Source organism: Bacillus sp. N447-1 (assembly GCF_022701035.1).
GTDB lineage: Bacteria > Bacillota > Bacilli > Bacillales > Bacillaceae_G > Bacillus_A > Bacillus_A cereus.
In genome coordinates this window covers 361,898-382,877 of the sequence record NZ_CP065509.1, presented here as the reverse complement: position 1 = coordinate 382,877, position 20,980 = coordinate 361,898, and the positions used below count along the sequence as shown (strand labels likewise).

The window sequence follows — 20,980 nt, the reverse complement described above, 5'->3', positions numbered from 1 at the left end:
ATAAGAACTTTTTATTATTTTGGAGGTGAAAAGATGGAAACATTTCATCTCACACGAAACGAAATGGCTACCCTTCTTCTATCACTAAGAGGATGGAATACGAAAAAGCCTCTCGGTATTTTACAAGAAGCTTGGGCAAAGTCACATAAAAAAGATATTGAAAGCGGACAAAGCGTTACAGCTTTTATTACTACCGCACTTTCACCTATTTTTGAAAAGCTGATTAAAATTGACGATACTGATGTCGGTTTTTCTTTAAATGAAATAGTTGCGCTTGGCAATCAGATTGAAAACACAAGTTTCTCTGTAACTGCTATGCAAAACTGGGTGAAACGAGATATAAAAGAAATGATTGGCTCTCCTCAAAAGGGGAAAAAATATTCAATTGAACAAGCAGCCTTACTATTTATTGTCGAAGATTTAAAAACAGCACTTGATTTTGAATCCATTCGTAAGCTATTACGCCTTATTGTAAATGACCCAGCCGATCGAAGTGATGATTTAATCAATCCTGTTCATTTATATGTAGCATACTCTTCTCTATTTGAAGAACTCAATCAAGGGAATTGCTTACAATTAAATGCAACAGATACCGTTCATACAATTGAAAACATCGTAAAAGAAAAAGCTGATAAAATCGCAAGCAAGTTCGATCAAATTAATAACGAACAACGCGAAGCAATTCGTAACGCTATTATTATTGCGACCCTTTCTGTACATACCGCATATGTACAAATGTTAGCAAAACGTTACGTAACAGCAACTTTATTTTTACAGAACTTAGATGTGAAGCCTTAAAAAACAAGCATCCCCCTGTACTACGTATATGACGGGGGGATGCTTGTTTTCAATCAATATAAAATACAAAAATCATTTTACATCTAAACTTACGTTTCCATCTCATTCATTTTTTATTTTCGAACCAAATCAAATTGAATAGGCATATTCTTTTTTAGGCAATTTTACTATCTCTTGAATGAAATTTGATTTCTCTAAAATGTCCTCTAACTGCCCCTCACTATAGACGTAAATACCACCTACATATGAACTGTACGCCTTTTTCTCAGTTATTACTGCTAAGGTGCTATTTTCCTTTTTAAAATCACCCTCTAGTCCTTTTTCAAAAGATAAACTTTTGGCTTCTGAAAAATAAAGGTGAATTAACGTCGCTAATTGTACGTCCTCTGATTTTGCAAAGTACTTTATTTCATTTAAAATCATTTCATCTTGTAACGGAAGAAAGTCTTCTACTTCTAACTTCTCTCCTTTATGAAAGAAGTTTTGAAGTTCAGGAGTATAGAACGAAAGATTTTTCTCCTCTATCATTTTTAAAATTGTTTGCAGCAATATGTCTTTTCCTATCACAAACGGGTGGCCAAATCCATTATTGTAAAGCTCTTCTTTCATTTTCATTAATTGTTCGATGAAGGGGATTCCTGATTCTTCAATAACAAGTTTATCGTCAATTAAACGCATGTTAGCAATCAATTCTTCTATCTGTAAACCTTCTAATTCAAGCGATGAGTAATATAAATCTCTATTCCAAAAATCTAATTGATCCATTCCTAATGAATTAAATAAGAGCTCATCTATAATTAGAAAAACTCCATCTTCTGTTAAAGCTTTCGTTACATCATCTAATAATCTATGTGTTTGATTTAAAATCGTACGTATTTCTTCGTCCTCTTGAATGATTCGTACCGTCCACTCACCATGATCTTCACCCGATATTTGCTGAAAACAATGTGAATATGGCCCATGTCCAACATCGTGTAGAAGGGCTACAGTAGATACTAGCTTTCGTTCATATTTCGATAAACGTATGTCACCAATCTCAGTAAGATGTTCTATCACTTTATTTACTAGCACATATACACCTATCGAATGTTCTTCCCTCGTATGCATTGCGTTCTCATGTAAAAAATAAGTATGTCCTTGTTGTTTAATATTCGCCAACCTTTGAAATGCTTTTGTATCTATCAATCGAAGGATATCTCTATCACGAATAGAGATTGGTCCATAAATCGGATCTGTAATATACATACGTTCTCCTCCTATTTTTGTAAATGAAAGACCTATACCATTATACTTAATTTTCAGTCTATTATCATTGATATATGAGAAATTTTTAATAATCTTTTCATTAACCCTTCATGAAAACGTGGCTTATATCTTTTACTATAATAATTATGAGAGACATAAAAGAATTGAAATAGCAATCCCTATGTAAATAAGGTATAATCTACATATAGTGAACCTTTTACGTCATTAAATAAAAGGTCCTTATACTCAAAAATTCATAAACTAGAAGGTGCAACAATGTTAAGTAGTTTTATTCATTCAGTATTAACGTTTTTTGAAGGATTAGGTTATTGGGGCATTATGCTTGGACTTATGATTGAAATTATCCCAAGTGAAATTGTCCTTGCTTATGCAGGATACTTAGTATTCAATGGAAGTATCTCATTTATAGGCGCTGTTGTATTCGGTACAATTGGCGGTGTTATTGCTCAAATCTTTATTTATTGGCTTGGACGATACGGCGGACGCCCTATATTAGAACGTTACGGAAAATATATTTTCATACATAAAAAACAAATAGATGCTGCAGAAGATTGGTTTAATCGTTACGGAACTGGCGTCATTTTTACAGCACGCTTCATTCCAGTAGTGCGTCATGCGATTTCAATTCCTGCTGGTATTACAAAAATGCCATTACTACGTTTCACTACATTAACAGCACTTGCGATTATCCCTTGGTCTATTATTTTCATTTATTTAGGTGAAAAACTAGGTGAAAATTGGGAGAATATAAATGATATTGCTGGTCCGTATGTGAAATCATTCGCAATTGGTGGCGTCGTACTTATACTTTTATACTTCGTTATAAAAAAATGGACAAAAAAGCGTAAAAATCTCGCTTAAGAATATAATAAAAACCGCTATAAATTCATTCGGAATTATAGCGGTTTTTTATTTATATATGAATTAATCTTCAGGAATTATATAATACCTTTCCATCTACATTTACATGGATAAGCAACCATTTGATCATTTCTTTCGTATATTATCTCAAAAAGGAGTGATTCCCCTATGCATTGGCAGCAAAAAATACCGTACTTAATCGGACGCCCTATCGGCATTTCCTTCATAAATGGGCAAGGAACTTCTGGTGTATTATGTTCAGCGCATGATGGTCAATTATATGTGTATGAATACCTTTATCAAGCTCAGTTTGCAATGAAACATTATGATTATAGACAGATTCAAGATATACATGCATTCCCAAATTGTCCTCACCAAAATCCTCTATACTAAAAAAATCGGAACGGCTCATAGCCATTCCGATTTCTATACTTTATTTCTCAGAATAAAATTTCTGCACTGCTTCATCAAAATAAATCCAACCTTTCCAGCCCAAATGAATCGTATCTTTTAAGAAATACTTATCATATTCATGACCAGAGAAATCAATTACTGGATATCCTGCTTTCTCAACCTGTTCTCGAACTTTTTTATAATACACTTCACGGCGTTCTTTCGGGAAGCCAGTATAATCATACCAAGGCCCATTTACAGGTACAGAAATAAAGAGTGGTTTGACATTTTTCTCTTTAAATAACTCTAAAATAATTTGTAAATCATCGTATTCTGGTGATTCATCATATGTTTCATTTGCTCTAAAGTTTTTTAAACCTTTTAGTTTTTTCTTCAGATTATTCTTATGATAATACGGATTTTCAATTCCGAATGTATTTGTAGTAGACTCAGCTTTCCCTTCTTGTTCTGCGTGTTTACGTGCGTCTTCCCAAGAAATTGAACGAAGTCCGATATTTGTTTTCTCCTTCATCGGTTCGATTTTAAATAAAGAGTTAAATATATCTCTATGATCTAAAATATTTCGATGCATATAAGCAAGTGGTTTAACTAAACCTGCTTTTATGTTATGTTTCGTATCATTATATACAATACCTTCTAATGAATTTTTAATATATCATCTTCTTGAACAACTTTATAATCTAATAGCCGTTTCGCGATTTGCTTTTTCATTTCTGGATTTATCTTATCATTAAAAATAAAATGATATGCTTGTTGTTTGGAGAAATTATTAGTGAAATCCCCTTGTGAGACACCAGTCTTTGTAAACCATTGTGGTGAAAGAACAAAGACTACTTTTTTACCTTCTAATTCATCCATAGTAGATGTCATATTTAAAATATGAGCTAAACTTTGTGTACCGCCAGTTCCAATTAAAAACGGTGTAAAACCAGCTGGATTTACTTTGAAATAATTAGACGGATGATATGCATCCATTCGTAAAAATTCTGATGAACCGTACATCGGTAAATACTGTGAATTCTCTAACATTTTTTGCTGTAAGAAAACACTTTGTAATTTCTCTTTTTGTAAAGAAGTTGCCGCATCTTCTACCTTCTTATCACTAATAAGCGATACTAAACTTTTCGATGGGATTAGAATGATAATGAAAAAAAGCACACATGCTAAAATTATAGGACCAAAAGCATGCTTCATTTTCATCTTCTGTCCCTCTTTCTATCGTTATTAAATTGTAACCCTTGTTTTTGACACGTCATCTTTTCTCTCCTTTGTCTCTATACATGTTCCATTCTATTTATCTATTATATACATGTATGTATTTCCTTCCTTGTTCTATTAAGCCCTATATAAATAGCGCAAGAAAATGTTTCCATAGAAACATGTTAATTATACAAGATTCTACATAAATTTCACACTGGAATTTTAGTAATAATTTTATTTTTAACAATAAAAAACATATGAAATGTCTAGAATTCTTCGGATGATGTATGAAGTTCAAAATATGATAATAAACGCCCGCTATGATTAACTTCATGAGTATATATAAACCCGAGCTTTCGTAAAAGTTTTTTCGAGCTCTCATTTGCTACTTTAACTCTAGCAATTATTCTTGTTACATTCAAAGTCTCTATTGCATATTTAATGGAAGCCTCTGCTGCTTCTAATGCATACCCATTCCTCCAATGTTCTGGGTCAAGGAGATACATAATTTCTATTGCACCTGTTTCATCTACCTTTCTTAAACCACAATGTCCTAAAAGCTTTCCTGTTTCACTATTAAATAACAACCATACCCCGAAGTCATACTGTTCCCAATGTAAGATAAGTTGCCCAATATAATCATTTGTTTCTTCCTTCGACATTCCTCTTGATTTAGCCAACCATTTGCCAACAGTATCTTTTTTTAATATGTTATAAAACTGATTAATATCTTCTACAATTGGTTTCCTCATAAATAATCTTTTTGTATAAATTACTTTCTCTTCTTCAAACATAGACATCATTTCCCCTCCAAATACTGTTTACAGACTAATAAATTATACCATGAACTATTTTTCTAACTTTAAATAAGAAAAACAGACTATCACATACATGAAGTCTGTTTCTCCATTCTTTTATTTTTGTACATCTGCCCATTTTAAACTTATAGCTGGACCAAATTGATGTACATATAAATCTTTCACATATGGTTTTTGTAAGTAAGATAATCCGCGCTGGAATACCGGTGCAATTACTGCATCATCAAGTAGCATTTTTTCAGCTTCTTGCATTGCTTTCCAGCGAGCCTTTTCATCATTACCTAATTCTGTTTTAATCTTCTTAATTAACGCATCATATTCTGGGTTTGCATATTCTGTATTATTGACGCTACTTCCAGAAAGGAATACTTCTAAGTAAGTCATTGGATCTGGATAATCTGGTAACCAGCGTGATAACGACATTTCATATTCTTTCTTCTTCTCAAGTGCTAATTTTTGCGTATGTGGTTGTAATTTCACATTCACTTTTAATCCTGGTAAGTTTTTCTCAAGCTGCTCTTTAATGTACTCTCCAACTTTTTTAAAGTTTTCCAAGTCATAATTTAATAGTTCTAACGTCACTTCATCTGTACCTGTTTCTTGCTTTGCCTTTTCCCAATATCCTTTCGCTTTTTTTACATCAGTTTTATTAAACTCACCTGCCGTACTTCTAAAATCTTTTTTATCTGGTCCCTTTAAAAATCCTTTTGGTACGTAATAGTTTGCTGCAACCGATCCATCATTTAAAAATGAATCTGCGAGTCCCTTCTTATCAAAAACTGTACTTAGCGCAAGACGTGCATTTTTATTTTTAAGAATCGGTACATTTTCATTAAATCGGAAGAAGTACATAACTGGATCTGTATATTGTTTTAGCTCTTTATTATTTTTATATTTATCTACGAATTCTGTAGAAATAACAGCTCTATCAACTTTATCTGTTTCATATAAATTTACCGCAGTTGAAATTTCTTTTACAATTTGATAGTTTACTTCATCTAACTTCACTTCTTTTTTATCCCAATACTTATCGTTTTTCTTCATTGTAAAGCTAGCTTCATGCTTCCACTCTGATAATGTAAACGGTCCATTATATACCGCTTTATTTGCTTCTAATCCATATTTATCACCTTGCTCTTTCGCATATTTTTCGTTAATTGGATAGAAGGATGGTAAAATTAATAATTTCGTAAAATACGGTACAGGATGTTCTAGCTCTACGACGAATGTTTTATCATCCTTCGCTTTTACTCCTAATTCATCTAGACCTAGTTGTTTTTTATTTATCTTCTCAGCATTTTTTACATCGTACGCAATGTATGCATATTGAGAAGCAGTATCTGGATTTATCAATTGCTTCCAAGCGTATACGTAATCATGAGCGGTTACTGGCTCTCCGTTAGACCATTTCGCATCACGCAATTGGAATGTATATGTTTTTCCATCTTTACTCACTTCATATTTTTGTGCGCCGGCTTCAATTATTTCATCATTTTTCGATAGACGGAATAGTCCTTCCATTACGTTATTCAAAACGTTAAACGAGACCGCATCTGTTACTTTCCCTGAATTTAACGACGGAATTTCACCTGTTTCTAGTAACTGTAATACTTTCTTCTCATCTTTCGGCTTTGTTGCAGTTTTTTCTTTTGCGCAACCAACTAAAAATGAAGAAACTAATAGAGTACTAACTAATGAGTAACGAATAACTTTTTTCATTTAAAAACCCCCTTCTATTTTTAAGGTAAGTAACGACGAGCACCAGCGTATTCTTCTATATATCCTGGTGTATTTAGCGGTATAATCTCTACCGACCTTTCAGCTCTTGGTGAGTGAATCATATTGCCATCACCAATATACATTGCAACGTGATGGACACTACCTTTCCCTTGATCATGTGCAAAGAAAATTAAATCTCCTTTTTGTAGATTTTCTTTATCAACTGCAACCCCTGCTCTTGATTGCGGTCCAGAATCTCGCGGAATTGTAATGCCGTGCGATTTATAGATCGTATGTGTGAAGCCAGAGCAATCAAATCCAAAACCACTTGTACCAGCCCATATATACGGTAAGCCTAAAAACATTTTCCCTGTGTTAATTAAATCATTGGCCGCCGGAGTTGGAATATCAGTTTGAGATCGGTAAACTGTTCCATCATTTTTTCGTAGCCATGCTTTCTGACCGTTTGGCAACAATACACGGTATGAAATTGTGTCTTCACTTAATAGCGGCAGTCTTGTATTATAACTGACTTCAAGTGATTTATGTTTTTCAGAAGGATTTATATATAAAATCGCTGTTGGTTTAGTTATTAAGACAAAAGGTTCATTTGTTTTATCTGCAAATTCTTGATTATATGTTAATTGTTTTTCAGGCATCCAGCCCGGATAACCTTCTTCATTTCGTGGTGTTGGCTGTCCATGCACTAATACCTTCACCCATTCACCTTTCTTATCAATAACAGTTACTTCTTGACCGAGTAAAGCTTGTGTTTCTAATTTATTTGCATTTGTTAACCATAGTTTCTCGTCAAGTGTCATTGATTTCGTCCATTTCCATAGATCCACTGGATTTGTTGCACTCGGTGTATCGATTGGTCTTAATGAATCAGGTGCTGTCCATAACGTTGCAGCAGATACATCTATAAATGCTTTATTATCCTTCTTTTCTTCAGCATTTGCCGATGTAAACGATGAAAATATAAATAAAGTTGTTAAAAATGCAGTTCCTACTTTTTTCATATATATCCCCCTTAAAAGATAGTTTACTTGTCTCTTCTCCTAAGATTTACTATTCACTGTCGATTGAAGGTTTACCTTTGATCCAGAATAAGTCATTCCTTCTGGCTCTTCCATTAACCAAAGCGGTGCATCAAGATCAAAATAATGAATATTAGGATGCGCTGCCGCTAAATGCGCAACAGCACTAACGGAAAGTGAAGACTCCATCATGCTGCCCACCATACACTTCACACCAGCTGTTTCTGCGATATCAGCAATACGCCATGCTTCACGTATGCCACCACATTTCATTAATTTAATATTAATGAAATCTGCATATCTTCCTTGAACGAGCTTTAATGCGTCACTTGCTGAAAATATACTTTCATCGGCCATAATTGGCGTTTGCACACGATCTTTGACGTACTTTAACCCATCCCAATCTTTCGCGTGTACTGGTTGTTCAATAAATTCTATATTTAAATTACGATTTTCCATCTCTTGAATGATAGAAACCGCTTCTTTTGGACTCCAACCTTGATTCGCATCTAAACGTAATGTCGTATTTCTTGGTACCACATTTCGAATTGCCTCAATACGTTCCAAATCTAAATGCGCCTCTTTACCCACTTTAATCTTTAATATTTGAAATCCTTTTTCTATATGTTTCTTCGCTTCTTTTGCCATTAATACAGGCTCATCCACACTCACTGTAATATCGGTATGAATTTCTTTCTTCCCGCCTAACAATGCATATAACGGCACATTTTGATATTGGCAATATACATCATATAAAGCGATATCTACCGCTGCTTTCGCACTTGAATTTCCAATACAACTCATTTGAATGCGCTGTAGTAACTGCTGAAATTGAATGATATTTTGACCAATTAAACATGAACGCATCGGCCCTAAAATCGCTTCTTCCATTCCGCTGGTGAAATCCCCCGTAATAACTGGCGTTGCGGCTGCAGCCCCCTTACCAATCACTCCTTCGTCTGTATGAATATAAACATCTATACTTTCAATTTCGGTTACAGTACGAAGCGCGGTTTTAAACGGTGTATGCAGTTTTACACGTCTACGATTTACTTTTACATCTGTAATTTTCATTTTGTTCATCCTTTCGTTCTCCAATGAAGTGAAATTTTAATCCACCGGAGATTTATACCCACGGATTATTAGGTAAACCCATTGGGCATTTACTCTCCTATCTCTCTACTTTATTTTCGTTTACTTTTAATGTAGGACGATAATGTGAAATAAAAAAATCCAGCCATAAGAATGATTCTTACGGCTGGATTTTGTCTATGATTGAGTAGACAAAGCAGCAAGCTGATTATATTTTTTCTGTGCATCTTTTAGCGCTACAAGTAACGCTTTTTGAGAAGAACCGAAATATCGGTTCTTTACTTCCATTACTAACGCCGGGTCATTTATATTTTTATGTAGAAATAAATATTTAACAAATTGAGATGTTAATGCAATTGTCGCTGAGCAGTCTGCATCTACAATTTCCCCTGTATCCTTAACAAGGATAAATGCTACGAAATAGCTTTTAAACTTTTCAGTAATGGGATTATTTTGAGGTGCTTTCGCATCCCCTACGATATAAATTGTATTTGAAGCGTACACAGCTATCTTCCTTTCTTATACGAGGATAACGGGTTTCTTAATAGTCGTATGAGCGAGGAACTCAACGTTGATTAAAAAATGTATCCGCTTACCTTGTATTATAATATAATTGACAGAATTTTAACAACATTTATTTTAGTGTATATTCCATATTTATGAAAACAGCTTAAACTCTTCATTTTTACAATATGTGATTGTTCCTTGTACCATGACATTCATACATAAAAAACTGCACCTCCAATTGTTAGACGCTGCCTAACAATTGGAGGTGCAGTTCAATGGCTAACTGTTTTTTTATTACTTTGGCATCACAAATATAGTTTCATTTGACTTAGAAAATTGATACTCTTTTCTCGCTAACTTCAAAATTTCTTCCTCATCGTCTGTTAAATTTTCTATGTTAGTCTTTAAAGAATCTTTATCTTTCTTTAAAGATACTAATTGTTTCTTTTGATCCGTAATCGTATCTTTCTTTTTATCAATTACTTCTTGTTGTTTCGTTAAAATATATTGAACGTACAGAGTAGTTGCTGCAATAAAAAGGACCATTAAAATAAGACGCCTTAACTTCTTTTTATTTATCTTACGCTTGTCACTAGGTTGTGATGATTGTTCTGGTATATTAGGAACATTTACTCGTTTGAGTTTCCTCATTCAAATCCCCCTAACCCATATTTTTCACTACCATCGGCACGTTTTCTTACTAAACTAAATTCTATTCTTATAAAATAAACTCCTTCACAAAAATATCCCATAAATTAACCAATTAAAGATAGCATTCGACGACATTTCTACATTTACACCGTTTTTTTTTATACATGCTGCTATAAAATAGTAGTTTCTGTAATTCTTTTTCTACTATTGTAGAAGAGTTTTTTCACACACAAAATTCTTACCCCACATATCCATGTTATAACATGCTTACAAGGAGGAGAAATATGCATTACCGCACATTAGGTAAAACTGGAATAACTGTTTCTGAAATAGGTTTTGGGGCATGGGCAATCGGTGGTGATGAATGGGGACCTGTTAACGATAAACAATCTATAACTGCTATAAAAAAAGCAATTGAGTGTGGTGTGAATTTTATTGATACTGCGGATGTGTATGGTTTAGGACATAGTGAAAAGTTGGTGGCTACCGCGATTAAAGGACATCGTAATGATATTATCCTATCAACGAAAGGTGGTTTAATCGGACACCACTACGACCCTAATGGAGTTCCTGTATATGATACTCCCGAAAAAATCATCGCCGTATTTGAAACAAGTTTACAACGTCTTCAAACAGATTATATTGATCTTTATTTTTGTCATATTTGGTGGCATAATCGTAGAGAAACAGAAGCATTTCTACGTGCATTTGACATATTAAAACGTGATGGAAAAGTAAGGGCAGTCGGTGTTTCGACTCATGATTTACAATACATTCATCATTTCAATAACAACAACGAAATTGATATCGTACAGCTTGATTACAATATATTAAATCGAAAACCAGAAAAAGATATATTACCATTTTTACAAGAGAAAAATTTAGGAGCTGTTATTCGTGGTCCATTAAAAATGGGCATTTTAACTGGAAAATTCACAAATAAAACAATTTTTCCGGATGGAGATTTACGCAAAGATTGGCCAAATGAAACTTGGTTTCAAGAAGACTTACAAACTGTAAAGAAACTTCGGTTGCTCTCAAATAAAAATCAGACCTTAGGGCAACTTGCACTTCGCTATGTACTCTCTCATCCGGCAGTAAGTGTTGTAATTCCTGGTGCCAAAACAGGAATACAAGCACAAGAAAATGCAAATGCATCTGTTCGCCCTATGTTGAGTGATGAAGAGCTTAACTATATTCATTCAATATAAAAAGCCCAATTCGGGCTTTTTAATTTGGGAAACTAATATCATACTCCATTCGCTTCGCTGTGTCCTCCGCAACATGCACACCTAACAAGTTTTTCACAATATGAAATGCCATATTAATTCCAGCTGAAATTCCGGCAGATGTTATAATATGTCCTTCATCTACAAACTTTACATTTTCTATAACTTCAACATTTTGAAACTCATTTTTAAACTTTTCAATACTAGCCCAATGTGTTGTTGCTTTTAAACCTTCCAGTAAACCTGCTTTCGCCAGTAATAGCGCTCCTGTACAAACTGAAGTCATCAGCTTTACTTCTTTCATTTGTTGGCGAATCCATTTTATTACTATTTCATTTTTTATTTCATATTCTCTAGCACCTAGCCCACCCGGAATTATTAAAATATCCACTGGTGGTAAATTTTCAATACTATAATCTGGCTGTACCTTCAATCCGTTCCTTGCTGTAATCATTTCCCCATTCTCGCTAACTGTATAAACAGTAAATGGTTTTTCCTCATTCACCTCAGTTACAGAAAAAACTTCAAATGGCCCTGCAAAGTCTAACACTTCTACTTCATTAAATAAAAATATACCAACACTCCATTTATTCATCATAAGTTCACTTCCTGTTTCAAATGATGTAATAGATGATCATATCCTTTTTCTAATGCAATATCATACGCTGTTTTCCCATCATTTTTCTTTATCATCTTATTAGCTCCATTTTTAAGGAGTAACATAATTATTTCTTCATTTCCTAATAATGCCGCTTCGTGAAGTCCTGTCCAGCCACCACTTTGCATAATATTTACATCTAATCCTTTTTCAATTAAGAAAGCAACAAGTTCACTTTGCTTGTTCGCAATTGCTGCTTGCAAAGGCGTATTTTCATTTTCGTTTTTCGCTCTACTATGTATATCTGCACCACTTTCTAAAAGAAAACTCGCTATTTCTTTCTGTCCAAAATAAGCTGCTAAATGAAGTGGTGTCCATCCATCTTCACTACATTCGTTAACAATACTTGGACTCGCCTTTATAAACTTCACTACTTTTTCCTTATTACCACTTATAACAGCTTGTGCTATTGATTGTAAATGCTCCATAATAATCTCCCATCCTTCAAAATATTTAAGCATCTCCTTCTACATGTTCTATTCATTATTATATTTTCCTTTTAAAACCTTAAGTTTACATAATAATATTATATATCACTTTTTGTGCTTAATGCTGAATAGCAATAATGTTAAAAATACTGCCTTTAAACAATGAAGACCATGATTTCATTAGAGTGACTGAAAAGCAAGCAAAAAACTATACACATAGTTTTCATCATATTTGTTCAGTTGCATGAACTAAAACAGGTAATGTTTATTCTGCTATTTATGCTTTCAACATATCAAATAATATTATTCCAATAAAAAACAATCCATTTTAAAAATGGATTGTTTTTTTATTTCTGTTTTATGCGGTTTATTTTATTTTTGTGTTTTCAATGATAGAATAATTATATTTACAAAAATGAAACACTACTATCTTAGCCCCTCTTATAGTAAGTTTTTCGTTCGAAAACAAAAATACAATTTCACCTTACAATTGAAAAACATATGTAAAAGTTTCTAAAACAGCTGCCTTATCATACTAATCTATAGCAATTCTGTCTTCTTCCTTACCTGTTTCCTTTAACACATACGATTTTAAAACTAGCGCCGTTAATGAATCTGTTAATGTTTTATATGATAAATTTGATAATGCCAATAGATCGTTCGTATATAACATTCTATGCTTCTCTAATAATAATAGTACTAATCGTTCAGACGGTTTTAATGCTTCGTCACTTTCTAGTATAAAGTCTATATTTTTCATTTCTCTAATTACTACTCCTTATATAAAAATACTTTAGGTGCTAATTTAATATGAAAATAATACATAACAAAATTATAGATATATTAAAATAGTACCATCTAAAAACACTATTATACTATAACATAGAAGTAGTGTTTCCCCAAATAGGAAATGCTTTTTTATATCGCTGTAAGATTCTTGCAAATGTACATAATATTTTGTACCATTACCCGCCAAGTTTTCTTCTAATTTCGCTGCTCATCCTGATGTATTTGTAATCAATGAAGTTCTTCTAAAATTATAAACAAATAAAAAACGGTTCGTCTATCATGCCCTAAACATGAATGACAACCGTTTTCTAGTTTCTTCTTAATTAACATGCTCTATCTTAAATATTTCTTGCAATATGCGGCTTACTGTAATGACTTGTTCCACCGCCACCTACAACTACTTTACCGCCTTTTTCGAAAATTAATAATTTACTTGAACCATCTGCAAGAAGCACTATTACTTCAGCATTATTACTTGTTGCTACATAAATTACATAACCACTCTTTGATATACAAGTTTCCCAATTCGCATCAAATTCTGATCTTACTACACGATTTGAATACACTTGATTTTCAATTCTATCTTGTTCTACGTTTTCCAAATTTATTCTCCCCTCTTCCCTGCATAGTTATATATATTAAAATAGCACCATCTAAAATAGTGACCGATTTTAACATAAATAGTATATGTAATTAGTAGGAGAATGCTTGGACAATAGAAACGAAATAGACTTCGGGAATTTTACAATTGAAACTTCTCTTTAATCATTTCCGCTACTTCTTTTGCACTCAAATACGTGTTATTAATTTTTATATACTCTTCTTTTTCAATTTCACCATGAAGAGAGTTTAATCTATGCATTTTCATCGTTTCTTTCAAATTATTTTCAGACCACTCAATATCTCTTTTTTTCGGTTTATGTTCTAATCTATTCGGGCTTTTATTTCGTTCTAATCTTTCATCTAATTCCGCTTCCAGCTCTACAAAATACACTGTCCCACCTTTTGATTCAAAAATATTTTCTACATGATGTATATAATCCCAATCCTCTTGGAGGTCAAATGCCCATATATACGTAAAAATTATTCCAGATAAATCACTTTTAGATACTTCTTCACATATTTCATTACGAAATAAACTTACTAGTCTTTTTGCTTCTTTCGTACTGTAATCAAAAATTGGACTTACTAAATCAATTGTCATGTGGTTATGAAAAAGTTTTAAACCGGTTAATGTTGCTAATTCTTGCCCCACTGTCATTTTTCCAACTGCTTGTGGGCCAAATATTAATATAAGTTTCATTTATTTCCCCCAATCTTTCTCTATAAACCATTACATAAAATAAAAAATAAGACAGCCGATTTTAAAACGATTGCCTTATTTTTTATTCATAGTTTTAGTTCTATTCTTTTCGCACAGCTTCAAAAGTAATCGTTTGATTTGCATTTGACGGTTCTTTTTCATAAACATATTCAGTAGAGCGAGTAATGTTTGAGAAACCTATACTTTCTAAAAGAAGTATAAACTCTTCTATTCCATACCAGCGCAGCGCAAAGCGTTGCAATTCTGTTTGTACTAACTGTCCTTTACTCCACTTTTCATATTTCAAATATGATACAGTAACTTGGTTCAGCCAATCTATTTCAATTGATTTATTTTCTAATGTGATTCCGTCTCCGCTTGGCAAAGAGAAAGTCGATGTATGAATTTCCCCAGTCTTCCATTTATGCGGGAGCATAATATCTACAATTAATCGTCCACCTGGATTAAGATGTTCATAAAAACATTTTAATGCATTTATAGAATCCACACGATTTTCAATTAAACAAAAAGATCCAGTAGGAATGATAATTGCGTCATATTTATGCGGAAGTGAAAATTGTTGCAAGCTTCCTTCATACAAATTAGGATGTAAGCCTCTCTCTTTACAGCGCTTACGGCAAGAATCTAGCATTTCAGGTGAATAATCTATCCCATCCACTTTAAAACCAGCCTCTAGAAGCGGAATGATGACACGCCCTGAACCTACTGCAGCTTCGAGGATTCTTCCTCTACAATCTTTTAAACGTTCTTTGTAATACTCAATATCACCATTTAAAGAATAACCGACTGGTTTTGTGTAATCATACAGTTCCGTACAAAGTGTACTATAAAAGCTAAACATTTATTTTCTCCTCCGTTTTTACGTACGGAAGATTTCAATTCAACTAATCTTCCTGTACCTCTAATTTTAATGAGATTTCGAAAGAGCTGACTGTCATAATATATCACTCACTTTCCATAGAATATAATGATATTGTATTACATAACCTTCCAATTTGAAACATAAAAATTAAAAATTCAGACTACAAATTAAAGAGCTTACTTTAGTAAGCTCTTTAGAAAAAATATTTATTTCACAATCGGCAATGTCACTTCACTTAATTTCACAGTAAGTTTTGTACCAGCTTTCGGTCTAATTGTATAATCATAATCACTTGCAATTAAAACCACTCCGATTTGATGCCCCGCTTTAAATACATAATCATCTGGCTGCATGTCCCATGTGAATGTATAATCTTTGCCCGGTTGAATCGCTGTTGAATTTTCTATACTCTTTACGTTTTGTGGGTCCATCCAGCCTCTCGTTACGATTTCCGGCTTCGCTCCTCCATAGTCAACAAGTAACGCTGTTAAATTTGATACAGATCGATCAATATTTCCTGTAATTGAAATCTTTGGTGTACCACTTATACGCGTATCTTTTTGCAGTACAGGCATTGTATATACTAATCGATTTGCTACTTCTAATTCTGGGTTTGCTACTAATTGGTTTGATTTTATTTGTGCATCATCTAAGAATGAGAAAACTTTATTAGCCGATCCCATACTTAGTGGCAAATTGACTGATTTATTGCTTAAATACATACGGATTTTTGAAGGTACAGCTGCTGGATCTGGCCAATTTTTTATCTTTTGCCACGTTTTATTTTCTCTTTGCACATCAACCATTGGTTCATCCATAATTCCATTTTCAATTCCGTACAACCAATAATCTAACCATTTATTTTGTGTTTGCTGCCAGTTATTACTTGATGTCCCACCATGACCACCTTGGTGTAGCCACATTTTACGCGGAACATTATTTTCTCCAAGTGCTTCCCACCATTGCGCGAACTGTTTCGTTTTAACATTCCAATCGTTTAAACCATGAACAACAAATACACTCGCTTTTACATTTTTAGCATCTTTTACATAGTTACGTTTATCCCAAAAATCATTATAATTACCTGTTTTTCGGTCTTGTCCAGCCGTTAACTCTTTTATAACTTGTCCGCAAACTTCAGGGTTTTCCCTTGTCAGTACTGCTTCTGCCATATTATCTGTATCTTCTCCTTGATATCCGCCTGGAGCAATGACTGCACCATTTGCACGATAATAATCATACCAACTACTAATTGCTGCGATTGGAATAATTGTTTTTAAACCTTCAACTCCAGTAGTCGCAACAGCATTTGGTAATGTACCATTATAAGAAACTCCAGTCATACCTACATTGCCTGTAGACCAATTTGCCTGAACTTCCTCACCCTGTTCTGTAAATGCTTTCGCGCGACCGTTTACCCAATCAATAACAGATTTTGTCCCGAGTATCTCTTGTTCATCTCCAGTTGTAGGGCATCCATCTGATTTTCCAGTACCGATACTTTCGCCTAAAATAACTGCATAACCTCTTGGCACGTAATAGTTCCCATACGAACCAAGATTAATCGCTCCATACGGTTTTCCTTCATACGCATACAATTCTTCATCTACATTATATACAGGAACATCTTTTAATCCAGATCGATATGGACTCATTTCATAAATAACAGGAACTTTCACATTCGGATCTGTCTTTGGACGCATAACTTTTATCGATACTCTGTCTTTCTTACCGTCTTGATCACTATCAACTTCTGTCTCTACATATAAATTTTCGATAATAGCTTCATCGAGAGAATAAATCGGTTTTGTCATCCCATTTTCTAATTCAATTTTCGTATTTTTAGTCTCTTCCTTCTTCTCTGCATGCACATCCATAGTAAAGCTAGGTATAATTGTTGCAGATAGCATTGCTGACAGTGTAATTGCCATTTTCTTTTTACTCAAAATATTCCCTCCCCTTATTCGTTCTCTTTTACTATATAACAAAATAACTGAAAATTCAGTTTTATTTTTATATAAAAGTTGAGAAACTCAAAGATTTCTTATTAAGTAAAATTTAATGGAGGTGTGAAATTATTTTCCCACTCCCACCTTCTTTATAAAGTGAAACTTTAATCAACCCTCACCAATTGGACGTTTACGATCAGCAGGGCCACTTCTTTGCTTTCGCTGAATTTTGAGGTGGGGTCTTACTGCCCGGCAAATAGCGGGATAAATAGAGAAAAAGACAACCAATATTTCTATCGATTGCCTTACATTCCATTTATTATTTTTCTAACTCTTTAAAGGTATCTTTCAAGTCTTTATCAGATACCTTTATATCTGCATTTTTAAGCAGATCTCTAGTAACTTGTTGATGGAATTGAGGATCTTGTATACGTTGCTGTTCTAATTCTTTACGAATATTCTCTTTCTCTTCCTCATACGGTTTAAGCTCTTTTTTATCCGTTAGCTTAATAATATGATATCCGAAAGAAGATTTAACAGGTTCACTCAATTGACCAACTTCTAACTTATACGCAGCATCCTCAAATTCTTTCACCATCATACCAGGTCCAAATTCAGATAGTTCCCCACCTTTTTCTTTAGAACCTGGATCCTCTGAATATTGTTTAGCCAATGCCGCGAAATCTTCGCCACTATTTAATTTTTCTTTAATTTCTTTTGCTGTCTTTTCATCTTTTACTAAAATATGGCTAACTTGAAGCTTTGGCTTATAATGATCTTTAATATCTTTTTCCGTTACGGTTGCTTTAATAGCTTTTTCAAAAGCAAAAGTAAGCTTTAATTTCTCTTTCAACTGAGCTTCATTTTTCACACCATTGGATTCCATATATGTATTAAAATTATCGCCCATCTTGTCTTTTAATTCTTTTAGTTGTTTCGTTACCTCTTCATCCGTAACTTTATATTTATCATGTAATACTTTCTACTACCATTTCAGATAAATTCTGTTTACCGTAGTTTTCTTTTAATTTTTGTTAAAATCACTTTCTGAAATGCTTCCTGATTTTGTCGTTACAATATTATCTGATGAACCACATGCAGATAAAGATAACGTCATACCCATTAAAATGCTACCAATTACTAATTTCTTTCTTTTCAAATCTGAATACCTCACTTCATTAAATTCAAATATAACTATGTAAATATAACGTTTTCCTGTGAACTTCACGTGAATTTAATGAAAGTAGAACATTTGCTAATTCTCCATTTAATACATCAATTTCGAAAATTATGGTGATTCATCCTATATCGCTAATCTCTAAAGCTGCAAAAAGGACTAATATTTTCATTAGTCCTTTTTCACATTTATATAAAATTGAATTTCTCCATCTATAGAGCAAACTCCATATTCAAAACCATGCCTTTCTAAAATACTTTTCACTATCGCTAGTCCTAATCCTGTACCTGATTTTTCTTTACTACGAGAAGATTCTAGTACGTAAAAAGGCTCCCAGATTTTCTCGATATCCTTAATTTTATCCGTAGGAATGCCATTTTTTATTTGGAAATATATACTTTTATTTCTATCTTCTAATGTAATTATTATGTTTTGATTTGCTGTATATTTTATCGCATTAGAAATTAAATTTTGAAACACCATTCTCATTTTATTTAAATCTGCATAAACGATTGTATTGCCCGCATTACAATTTACTTGCAAGTTAATTTCTTTCGAATCCAGTTCAATCTGATGCTTATCTAATATACTCTGAACCAGTGGTTCAATGGGGAATTCTTCTTTTTGTAAAATATCTCTTTCTAGTTTAGAAAATCGTAATAGTTCTTCAATTAAGTTTGATATTTGATCTGTTTGTTTAATAATTGTATCTACATAAGTCCCATCATCTAATCCATCTTTAATCCCCATAGAGTATGCTTTTACTAATGCGATCGGTGTCTTTAATTCATGCGTTACATCACCCATAAATCGTTTTAAATGTTCATTACGATCAGTTAAGTCTTGATGTGCTTCATGTAGTTTTTCACTCATGATATTAATACTATTGGCCAACTCTCCTATTTCATCATTCGTTTTCACTTTCGTTCTTTTAAACTGCAAATGTGAAATATCCTGAGCCACATCACTTAACTCTTTCAGTGGTGTCGTTATTATTTTTGAAAGTATCCACACAAGTAAAATAATAAGAAGGAGCGAGAAACATAGGATATATAAGTAAAATGTATTTAACGTATTTATAATTTCATTTGAATTCGCAATGGAAGTCCCAATTAAAATTATCGTATCATCTTTCGCAATATATTTAGCAAAAAAACTCGCTTTTACCTTTCCTTGATCGTACAGTTTATTCGATTGCCCTTCCGTCTTCACTTTCATAACTTCGTCTTTCGTAATCCAAAGCTTATTTAACGTTACTTTCTTTTTCGTAAGTTGCATGCGTAACGCGTCGTTCATAGCATCTTCTGACTGATTAATTGGCGTATACGCAATTGTAACATTATTTTCACTTTCAATTGTATGAATAACATCTTCTAAATCATTGACTGGCGCATTTTGTATTTGAGTTGTAAATTCATTTAAGTTTTCACGTGTTTTATAAATATTATATTTCGGCAGGAGAAAGTTAATTAATAATAAAGAAATTGTAAATATAAGAATAACGGTTAAAGAAATGCTGAGAAATAGCTTTTTCCCAAGTTTATTCACTTTGTTCCTCCAAACTATAACCCAGCCCACGATGCGTCTTAATAATATCTTCTCCAATTTTTTTACGCAGCCTTCTTACATGTGTATCAACCGTTCTCTCTTCTCCAAAATAGTCAAATCCCCATACAATGTCTAACAATTTTTTACGAGTTAAAATCGTTCCTTTATGATTTAAAAAGCATTTTATTAATTCGAGCTCTGTTTTTGTAATTTCTAACTCTATATCATTTTTATATACTTTATTTTTGGCGAAATTTATCTTTACATCTTGTACTTGAATAATATCATCGTGCTGAATAAGTTTTTTCGCTCGCGTAATTAGTACTCCTGGATGAAATGGTTTTTTCACGTACTCATCTGCCCCACTTTGAAGCGCTGCTAATTCATCTTCGCTTTCACTTTTCGCCGTAAGCATTAATACTTTCACGCTTGAATTCTTTTTTATTTCCTGACAGACAGTAATACCACTATGTTTTGGCATCATCCAATCCAAAATAGCTAAATCAATTTTTTCATCATAAAATATTTGAAGTGCTTCCTCTCCGTCTTTCGCTAATAATACTTCAAAGCCTTCTTTTTCAAAATAAGCTTTTAAAATCCTTAACATATCTTGTTCGTCATCTGCAATTAATACTTTCATATTTTTTCCT

The 20,980-nt window shown here is 33.1% G+C and carries 19 protein-coding genes and 3 pseudogenes; 4 read left to right on the top strand and 18 right to left on the bottom strand.

The genetic code is table 11. The annotated features are described in order from the left end of the window. The first annotated feature begins 33 nt into the window (after positions 1 to 33). Positions 34 to 798, top strand: a complete 765-nt coding sequence (locus IQ781_RS01880) for a DUF1836 domain-containing protein (protein WP_000447231.1) — start codon at positions 34 to 36, stop codon at positions 796 to 798. A 129-nt stretch (positions 799 to 927) separates the two neighbouring features. Here IQ781_RS01880 and IQ781_RS01875 read toward each other — a convergent pair whose 3' ends face one another. Beyond that, positions 928 to 2,043 carry an HD domain-containing protein gene (locus IQ781_RS01875; RefSeq protein ID WP_139846757.1) on the bottom strand — a complete coding sequence of 372 codons (1,116 nt, stop codon included), beginning with the start codon at positions 2,041 to 2,043 and terminating at the stop codon, positions 928 to 930. A 276-nt stretch (positions 2,044 to 2,319) separates the two neighbouring features. Between IQ781_RS01875 and uptA the strand changes: the two genes are divergently transcribed. Next, the gene (gene uptA / locus IQ781_RS01870) at positions 2,320 to 2,925 is read left to right on the top strand and encodes an undecaprenyl phosphate transporter UptA (protein ID WP_000952913.1); all 606 of its coding nucleotides are present in this window, start codon (positions 2,320 to 2,322) and stop codon (positions 2,923 to 2,925) included. Positions 2,926 to 3,093: 168 nt separating this feature from the next. After that, positions 3,094 to 3,318: a hypothetical protein gene (locus tag IQ781_RS01865; protein WP_000558689.1), complete on the top strand. Its 225-nt coding sequence runs from the start codon at positions 3,094 to 3,096 to the stop codon at positions 3,316 to 3,318. A 40-nt stretch (positions 3,319 to 3,358) separates the two neighbouring features. On the opposite strand, the pseudogene dltD reads toward IQ781_RS01865, so the two are convergent. The 7 genes and pseudogenes from dltD to IQ781_RS01830 all read right to left on the bottom strand — a co-directional run bounded on the left by dltD (position 3,359) and on the right by IQ781_RS01830 (position 10,366). Continuing rightward, positions 3,359 to 4,539: pseudogene (gene dltD, locus IQ781_RS01860) on the bottom strand (D-alanyl-lipoteichoic acid biosynthesis protein DltD). 266 nt (positions 4,540 to 4,805) lie between these two features. Further along, positions 4,806 to 5,339, bottom strand: coding sequence for a GNAT family N-acetyltransferase (locus IQ781_RS01855; RefSeq protein ID WP_000061617.1), 534 nt, complete (start codon positions 5,337 to 5,339; stop codon positions 4,806 to 4,808). Positions 5,340 to 5,453: 114 nt separating this feature from the next. Next, positions 5,454 to 7,076 carry a peptide ABC transporter substrate-binding protein gene (locus IQ781_RS01850; RefSeq protein ID WP_139846756.1) on the bottom strand — a complete coding sequence of 541 codons (1,623 nt, stop codon included), beginning with the start codon at positions 7,074 to 7,076 and terminating at the stop codon, positions 5,454 to 5,456. 20 nt (positions 7,077 to 7,096) lie between these two features. Further along, positions 7,097 to 8,098, bottom strand: coding sequence for a C40 family peptidase (locus IQ781_RS01845; RefSeq protein ID WP_000755417.1), 1,002 nt, complete (start codon positions 8,096 to 8,098; stop codon positions 7,097 to 7,099). 39 nt (positions 8,099 to 8,137) lie between these two features. Continuing rightward, positions 8,138 to 9,199, bottom strand: a complete 1,062-nt coding sequence (locus IQ781_RS01840) for a dipeptide epimerase (protein ID WP_053082644.1) — start codon at positions 9,197 to 9,199, stop codon at positions 8,138 to 8,140. A 186-nt stretch (positions 9,200 to 9,385) separates the two neighbouring features. Then, positions 9,386 to 9,712: a DUF3870 domain-containing protein gene (locus tag IQ781_RS01835; protein WP_000271313.1), complete on the bottom strand. Its 327-nt coding sequence runs from the start codon at positions 9,710 to 9,712 to the stop codon at positions 9,386 to 9,388. A 297-nt stretch (positions 9,713 to 10,009) separates the two neighbouring features. After that, positions 10,010 to 10,366, bottom strand: a complete 357-nt coding sequence (locus tag IQ781_RS01830) for an FtsB family cell division protein (protein WP_001228738.1) — start codon at positions 10,364 to 10,366, stop codon at positions 10,010 to 10,012. Between the two features lie 284 nt (positions 10,367 to 10,650). Between IQ781_RS01830 and IQ781_RS01825 the strand changes: the two genes are divergently transcribed. Further along, positions 10,651 to 11,577: an aldo/keto reductase gene (locus tag IQ781_RS01825; RefSeq protein ID WP_000559360.1), complete on the top strand. Its 927-nt coding sequence runs from the start codon at positions 10,651 to 10,653 to the stop codon at positions 11,575 to 11,577. 19 nt (positions 11,578 to 11,596) lie between these two features. Here IQ781_RS01825 and IQ781_RS01820 read toward each other — a convergent pair whose 3' ends face one another. The 10 genes and pseudogenes from IQ781_RS01820 to IQ781_RS01775 form a co-directional block, all read right to left on the bottom strand. Next, positions 11,597 to 12,193 carry a DJ-1/PfpI family protein gene (locus IQ781_RS01820; protein ID WP_000981423.1) on the bottom strand — a complete coding sequence of 199 codons (597 nt, stop codon included), beginning with the start codon at positions 12,191 to 12,193 and terminating at the stop codon, positions 11,597 to 11,599. Then, positions 12,190 to 12,681: an ankyrin repeat domain-containing protein gene (locus IQ781_RS01815; protein ID WP_000400680.1), complete on the bottom strand. Its 492-nt coding sequence runs from the start codon at positions 12,679 to 12,681 to the stop codon at positions 12,190 to 12,192. Before IQ781_RS01815 ends, IQ781_RS01820 begins: the two co-directional genes overlap by 4 nt. Positions 12,682 to 13,211: 530 nt before the next feature. Then, positions 13,212 to 13,441: pseudogene (locus tag IQ781_RS01810) on the bottom strand (hypothetical protein). 367 nt (positions 13,442 to 13,808) lie between these two features. Beyond that, positions 13,809 to 14,072: a hypothetical protein gene (locus tag IQ781_RS01805; RefSeq protein ID WP_000432423.1), complete on the bottom strand. Its 264-nt coding sequence runs from the start codon at positions 14,070 to 14,072 to the stop codon at positions 13,809 to 13,811. A 140-nt stretch (positions 14,073 to 14,212) separates the two neighbouring features. Continuing rightward, complete coding sequence (locus IQ781_RS01800; protein WP_063220348.1) at positions 14,213 to 14,773, bottom strand: AAA family ATPase; 561 nt, start codon at positions 14,771 to 14,773, stop codon at positions 14,213 to 14,215. Between the two features lie 100 nt (positions 14,774 to 14,873). Beyond that, the gene (locus IQ781_RS01795) at positions 14,874 to 15,635 is read right to left on the bottom strand and encodes a class I SAM-dependent methyltransferase (RefSeq protein WP_000490911.1); all 762 of its coding nucleotides are present in this window, start codon (positions 15,633 to 15,635) and stop codon (positions 14,874 to 14,876) included. Between the two features lie 227 nt (positions 15,636 to 15,862). After that, on the bottom strand, positions 15,863 to 17,602 hold the full coding sequence (locus tag IQ781_RS01790; RefSeq protein WP_000038291.1) for a Xaa-Pro dipeptidyl-peptidase: 1,740 nt from the start codon (positions 17,600 to 17,602) through the stop codon (positions 15,863 to 15,865). 322 nt (positions 17,603 to 17,924) lie between these two features. Further along, a pseudogene (locus tag IQ781_RS01785) lies at positions 17,925 to 18,764 on the bottom strand (peptidylprolyl isomerase PrsA). A 189-nt stretch (positions 18,765 to 18,953) separates the two neighbouring features. Further along, a complete protein-coding gene (locus IQ781_RS01780; RefSeq protein ID WP_059303740.1) occupies positions 18,954 to 20,330 on the bottom strand; it encodes a sensor histidine kinase in 1,377 nt (458 codons plus the stop codon). Beyond that, entirely contained in the window at positions 20,323 to 20,970 is a 648-nt protein-coding gene (locus tag IQ781_RS01775) for a response regulator transcription factor (RefSeq protein WP_000865977.1), read from the bottom strand. The genes IQ781_RS01780 and IQ781_RS01775 overlap by 8 nt, the downstream gene beginning before the upstream one ends. Positions 20,971 to 20,980: the final 10 nt, after the last annotated feature.